7 protein-coding genes are annotated in these 5,606 nt (G+C 71.4%); 4 read left to right on the plus strand and 3 right to left on the minus strand.

The features are described from left to right. The 4 genes from FRW57_RS16295 to FRW57_RS16310 form a co-directional block, all read left to right on the plus strand. On the plus strand, window positions 1-1,142 hold a 1,142-nt coding region (locus FRW57_RS16295; protein ID WP_152186490.1), incomplete at its 5' end, for an RNA polymerase sigma factor. A 72-nt stretch (window positions 1,143-1,214) separates the two neighbouring features. Further along, window positions 1,215-1,568: a VOC family protein gene (locus FRW57_RS16300; RefSeq protein WP_137122082.1), complete on the plus strand. Its 354-nt coding sequence runs from the start codon at window positions 1,215-1,217 to the stop codon at window positions 1,566-1,568. Window positions 1,569-1,607: 39 nt separating this feature from the next. Then, window positions 1,608-1,994 (plus strand): YciI family protein, encoded by a 387-nt coding sequence (locus tag FRW57_RS16305; protein WP_152186491.1) that lies wholly within the window; start codon window positions 1,608-1,610, stop codon window positions 1,992-1,994. After that, the gene (locus FRW57_RS16310) at window positions 1,984-2,337 is read left to right on the plus strand and encodes a YciI family protein (RefSeq protein WP_162529389.1); all 354 of its coding nucleotides are present in this window, start codon (window positions 1,984-1,986) and stop codon (window positions 2,335-2,337) included. Before FRW57_RS16305 ends, FRW57_RS16310 begins: the two co-directional genes overlap by 11 nt. Window positions 2,338-2,416: 79 nt before the next feature. Here the strand turns inward: FRW57_RS16310 and FRW57_RS16315 are convergent, their stop codons facing one another. The 3 genes from FRW57_RS16315 to FRW57_RS16325 form a co-directional block, all read right to left on the minus strand. Continuing rightward, window positions 2,417-4,168, minus strand: a complete 1,752-nt coding sequence (locus tag FRW57_RS16315; protein WP_152186493.1) for a DEAD/DEAH box helicase — start codon at window positions 4,166-4,168, stop codon at window positions 2,417-2,419. A gap of 192 nt (window positions 4,169-4,360) precedes the next feature. Continuing rightward, window positions 4,361-4,618 carry a DUF3039 domain-containing protein gene (locus FRW57_RS16320; RefSeq protein ID WP_373681317.1) on the minus strand — a complete coding sequence of 86 codons (258 nt, stop codon included), beginning with the start codon at window positions 4,616-4,618 and terminating at the stop codon, window positions 4,361-4,363. A 117-nt stretch (window positions 4,619-4,735) separates the two neighbouring features. After that, window positions 4,736-5,296, minus strand: coding sequence for a YqgE/AlgH family protein (locus FRW57_RS16325; RefSeq protein WP_137122077.1), 561 nt, complete (start codon window positions 5,294-5,296; stop codon window positions 4,736-4,738). Window positions 5,297-5,606 lie beyond the last annotated feature (310 nt).

Below are 5,606 nucleotides of genomic sequence, written 5' to 3' on the forward strand. Positions count from 1 at the left end.
CCTTCGCCACGGCGCTGCAGCGGTGGCCCCGCTCCGGCGTACCCGACGAGCCGGCCGCGTGGCTCGTCACGGTGGCGCGGCACCGGCTGCTCGACCGGCTGCGGCGGGACAAGGTGGGTGCGGAGAAGCAGGTTGCCGCGAAGGTCTTCGAGGGAGCGGGAGCCGCGCCCGCGGAGCCCGACGAGCACTCCCAGCTGGGCGAGATCGGCGACGAGCGGCTCAGCCTCATCTTCACCTGCTGTCACCCTGCCCTGTCCCTTGAGGCACGAGTCGCGTTGACGCTGCAGGCCGTCGGTGGCCTGACCGCAGCACAGATCGCGCACGCCTTCCTGCTGCCGACGGCCACCATGGCCCAGCGCCTGGTGCGGGCCAAGCGGAAGATCCGCGACGCCAACATCGTCTTCACGGTGCCGGCCGACGACGCGCTCGAGCCGCGGCTGGACGCGGTCCTCGCGGTGGTCTACCTCGTCTTCAACGAGGGCTACACCTCGAGCGCGCCCGGGCCCTTCGTCCGCGCCGACCTGTGCCGCGAGGCGCTGCGGATCGGCTCGCTGCTCGCGACGCTGCTGCCGACCGAGCCGGAGGTCCTCGGGCTCGGCGCCATGATGCTGCTCCACGACGCGCGCAGGGGCACCCGGACCGACGAGGCGGGTGGGATCGTGCGGCTGGCCGACCAGGACCGGAGTCGCTGGGACGCCGGGCGGGTCGCCGAGGCGCTCCGGCTGCTCGACCGGGCGCAGCGGCTGGGCGGTGACGGGCCCTACCTGGTGCAGGCCCAGATCGCGGCGACCCACATGGCGGCCCCCTCCGCCACCGAGGTCGACTGGGAGCGCATCGCCGCCCTGTATGCCGAGTTGTCGCGGCAGTCGCCGTCTCCTGTCGTCTCGCTCAACCACGCGGTGGCCGTCGCGGAGACGGGCCGGGTCTCGGACGCGCTCGACCTGGTCGACGCGATCGGTGACCTGCCGGACTACCACCTGCTGTCGGCGACCCGCGCCGAGTTGCTCGCGCGGCTGGGACGCACGAAGGAGGCTGACACGGCATACGGCCGGGCTCTCGAACAGGTGCGCAACCCGGCCGAGCGGGCCCACCTGCTCCGTCGACGTTCGTCCCTGGGCCAACCTGCTGACAGGAATTCGTGAGGGGTGTGTCGAGTTCGGTCCGTCCCGTTCGTCAACAGGACGTCCACAGTCCATCCTCACCAGGAGACCACCATGAGCGCTCAGCTCGTGCACTTCGAGATTCCCACGCCTGACCTGTCCAAGGCACAGGCCTTCTACACCAAGCTCTTCGACTGGCAGCTCGAGCCGTTCGGCGAGTCCTACCAGTTCATCCCCGGCCAGCCGTCCGGCGGCATCCTCGCCAGCGAGGGGGCCGCGGCCGGCGCACCACTTGCCGTCTACTTCGGTGTCGACGACATCGAGGCGGCCGTCGCGCAGGTCGAGTCGCTCGGCGGCCAGGCGGAACCGGTCCGTGACATGCCCGGCATCGGCAAGGACGCGGTGTGCCAGGACGACCAGGGCACGACGTTCCGGTTGTTCCAGGCGGCGACCGGCGGCACGACCTGACGAACTCCCACCACACCAGCACGTGACGAAGGAGGAGACATGCAATACTTGATGCTGCTCTACCAGAGCGGGCAACGAGCCGACCCCGCGAGCCCGGAGAGCGAGAAGGTGCGGTCCGCCATGCGGGCCTACCTCGACGACCTGGAGCGCACGGGCGTCCTGCGCGCGGCGGCTCCGCTGCAGCCACCCGAGACGGCGACGACCGTGCGCGAGCGCGACGGCCAGCGGCTGCTGGTCGACGGGCCCTTCATGGAGACGAAGGAGTGGCTGGCCGGCTACTTCCTCGTCGACTGCCCCGACCTGGACACCGCGCTCGCGCTCGCGGCCGAGTGCCCGGGATGCGCAGGACCGGGCGGTGTCGAGGTGCGGCCGCTGGCCACCGTGCCAGAGTCGGCGCCGGCGGGAGGTGTCGGCGGTGCGGCTTGAGCCGCTCACGCTGTCGCTGCTCCTGCTCGCCGACCCGCAGCCAGACCTGACCGGTGAAGAGAAGGCGCGTCTGCAGGACGAGCACATGGGATACCTCGCGAGCCTGTTCGACGGAGGCGAGCTCCTGGCGGCAGGTCCGGTCCAAGACGTGCCGCCGGGACGGCTCGTGGGGTTCTCGATCTACCGGTGTCCGCCGGAGCGTGCTACCGAGCTCGGTGACCGGGACCCGGCCGTCCAGCGCGGCAAGTACGTCCACGAGGTCCACCAGTGGCTGGTGCCCGAAGGCGTGCTCGCCCCCGGTATGGGACGGCTGCCTCGGTCGGCCACCGAGGTCGGCGTCTGATCCGGGGCAAGCCCCGCTTGATGCTGGGAGATGGCGTCATCGGTGACGCCCTCTTCCAGCAACTTCGCGAGGAAGTGGGTCAGCGGCGGCCGACGAACCAGCGGCGGATCGCCTCGATCCGCGCACCGACCTGCTCACTGGTGGCCTGGTCGAGGGCCGGTCCGCCACAGTGCCGCCGCAGGTCGGAATGGACCACCGCGTGCGGCGCGCCGCTCTTGCGGGCGTAGGCGGAGACGAGCTTGTTGAGCTCCTTGCGCTGGGCCGCGAGCGCCCGGTGCGCCGACACCGGGGCCGAGGCCTCCTTCGCGCGGCGGCTTGGCTTCTGGCGGGCCTGCCGCTGGCGCAGCACCGTGGCGACCTGGTCGGGCTCGAGCAGACCGGGCAGGCCGAGGTATTCCTGCTCGTCGGGGCTGCCGACGTCGGCGTTGAGGCCGAACTGCTGGGCGTCGAAGAGCACGTGGTCGAACTCGGCGTCGGACTCGAGCGCCTCGAACGACAACTGGTCCGCGTCGGCCTCCGTTTTGGTGGCGTTGGCGTCCGCGACCAGTCCCTCCTCGGGGGCCCACATCGACTCCTCCCCCGGCTTCTTGGGCCGGTCGAGGGCGTGGTCGCGCTCGTCCTCCAGGTGGGCGGCGTGCTCGAGGAGGGTGGCCACGCTCGGCAGGAAGACCGAGGCGGTCTCGCCCCGACGGCGAGCGCGCACGAACCGCCCCACCGCCTGGGCGAAGAACAACGGTGTGGAGGTCGAGGTGGCGTAGACGCCGACGCACAGGCGAGGGACGTCCACGCCCTCGGAGACCATCCGCACCGCCACCATCCAGCGCTGCTCGCCCTCGGCGAACTCCTCGATCCGGCGGGAGGACCCCGAGTCGTCGGACAGCACGACGGTCGGCTTCTGGCCTGTGACCGACTCGAGCACGCGGGCATACGCACGGGCATTGGTCTGATCGGAGGCGATGACCAGGCCCCCCGCATCCGGCACGCCACGACGCACCTCGGTGAGCCGCTTGTCGGCCGCCCGCAGCACCGACGGGATCCACTCTCCGCTCGGGTCCAGAGCCGTGCGCCACGCATGGGCGGTGGCGTCCTTGGTCAGCGGCTCGCCGAGTCGCGCGGCGATCTCGTCACCGGCCCGGGTGCGCCAGCGCATGGCACCGCCGTAGGCCAGGAACAGCACTGGGCGCACCACCCCGTCGCGCAATGCTTCCGCGTAGCCGTAGGCGTAGTCGCTGGCAGAGCGGCGTATGCCGTCGCCGTCCTCCTCGTAGCGGACGAAGGGGATCGGGCTGGTGTCGGAGCGGAACGGCGTGCCGGTGAGCGCGAGCCGTCGCGTCGCGGGCTCGAAGGCTTCGCGGATGGCGTCACCCCACGACAGGTTGTCGCCGCCGTGGTGCACCTCGTCGAGGATGACCAGCGTCGGAGCGGCCTCGGTGCGCGCCCGGTGCAGCAGCGGCTTGCTCGCGACCCCCGCGTAGGTCACCGCCACCCCGTCGAACTCGGCGTTGTGGCGGCCCTGGGCGTTGGTGAACCTCGGGTCGATGCGGATGCCCACGCGTGCTGCCGCGTCGGCCCACTGGGTCTTGAGGTGGTCGGTCGGCGCGACGATGGTCACCCGGCGCACGATCCCCCGGCCGAGCAACTCGGTCGCGAGCCGCAACGCGTAGGTCGTCTTGCCCGCACCGGGTGTGGCGACGGCCAGAAAGTCCCGCGGCAACGTGTCGAGGTACTGCGCCACGGCCTCGGCCTGCCAGGCCCGCAACTTGTCCGCCGTGCCCCATGCCGCTCGCTCCGGGAAGGCTGGTGACAGGTGCGATGCGGCAGACGTACTCATGTTGCCCCGAGCCTAACGGACGGCCCACGCCGCCCCGACCGCTACCTCAGTCGTCGCCACCGTCCAGAGCCGATGGTCCGGCTCCCGCGACGACCTCCGGGCCTCGCTGCGCTCGATCCTCAGTCGTCGCCGCCGTCCAGAGCCGATGGTCCGGCTCCCGCGACGACCTCCGGGCCTCGCTGCGCTCGATCCTCAGTCATCGCCGCCGTCTTGCGGAGCGCGCAGCCCGTCATAGATCTCCTTGCAGATCGGGCAGACCGGGAACTTCTGCGGATCCCGGCCCGGGACCCAGACCTTGCCGCACAGCGCCACCACCGGCTCGCCGGAGAGGGCACTCTCGAGGATCTTCTCCTTGCGCACGTAGTGCGAGAACCGCTCGTGGTCCCCGGGCTCCTGCAGCTGCTCCTCGACCTGCTCGCGTTCGAGCACCGCCGTCCTCGTGCTCGGCATGGACGGCTCCGGGTCGAGCTGCGGGGCGTGTGGGTCGTCCAGGGGCGTCTGCGAGTCAGTCATGGGCCCATTCTAGGAGAAGGGGGGCGGATGCCACCTCACGCAGCGCAGCGGCAGTCAGTTCATCGAAGGGTCGTCGGGGAAGCTCGCCACCAGGGCCAGGTTGCCACGCTGGCGCTGCAGCACCTCACGCCAGAGCACCTCGGGCTGCGCGCTGAACGCGTCGCGGGCCTCGGCGTCCACGACATACCAACCGCCTTCACGCACCTCTCGCTCCAGCTGCCCCGCCGACCATCCCGAGTAGCCCGCGAAGATCCGCAGCCCCGCGATCTCCGGCACGACGACCAGCGGCGGCACGTCGAGGTCGACCAGGCCGATCCCGCCGAAGAGCAGCCGCACGCCCATCGGCTCGTCCACCGACCCGGGCACGGTGACCAGGCCGAGGGCCGAGTCGAGCCCGACGGGGCCGCCCTGAAACAGGGTCGCCGGCTTGGTCACGTGCTCCTCCCACCCCGGCAGGACGGCGTCGACGGCGGCCTCGATCGGCCGGTTCAGCACCACACCGTGCGCGCCCTCCTCGTCGTGGTGCAGCACCAGGACGACGCTGCGCCGGAAGACCTCACCTCCGGTCTCCGGCGTCGCGACGAGCAGCTGCCCGGTCAGGAACGTCTGGTCCACAACGACATTGTCGCGCGCCTCGGTGTCAACCGCCCGACAGGGAGCCAGGACCCTCGTGAAAAGTGGTTGTCAGGTCAGACAGCCCGCTGTCGCAGACCTCACGATCATTCACCCACGGCCGTCGGGCGACCGGGGAAGCTCACCGCGCGTGAAGCGCACGACAAGGGCCGGTATGACGGGTGCTCACCACTCGTCATACCGGCCCTTGTCGTCGGTCTTGCTCGTCAGTCTCGCGGTGCGCGCGACCGCGCGCCACGGCCCTGCGGACGAGGTCCGCGGCCTTGCGGCCGGCCGCCGGGGCGGCCACGGT

This window comes from Segeticoccus rhizosphaerae (genome assembly GCF_009192725.1).
Lineage (GTDB): Bacteria > Actinomycetota > Actinomycetes > Actinomycetales > Dermatophilaceae > Segeticoccus > Segeticoccus rhizosphaerae.

What these genes read in the sequence shown, in the direction of transcription:
- FRW57_RS16305 (WP_152186491.1), top strand. Translation starts at nt 1,608, where the DNA reads ATGCAATACTTGATGCTGCTCTACCAGAGCGGGCAACGAGCCGACCCC.
- FRW57_RS16300 (WP_137122082.1), top strand. Translation starts at nt 1,215, where the DNA reads ATGAGCGCTCAGCTCGTGCACTTCGAGATTCCCACGCCTGACCTGTCC.
- FRW57_RS16320 (WP_373681317.1), bottom strand. Translation starts at nt 4,618, where the DNA reads ATGCCGAGCACGAGGACGGCGGTGCTCGAACGCGAGCAGGTCGAGGAG.
- FRW57_RS16315 (WP_152186493.1), bottom strand. Translation starts at nt 4,168, where the DNA reads ATGAGTACGTCTGCCGCATCGCACCTGTCACCAGCCTTCCCGGAGCGA.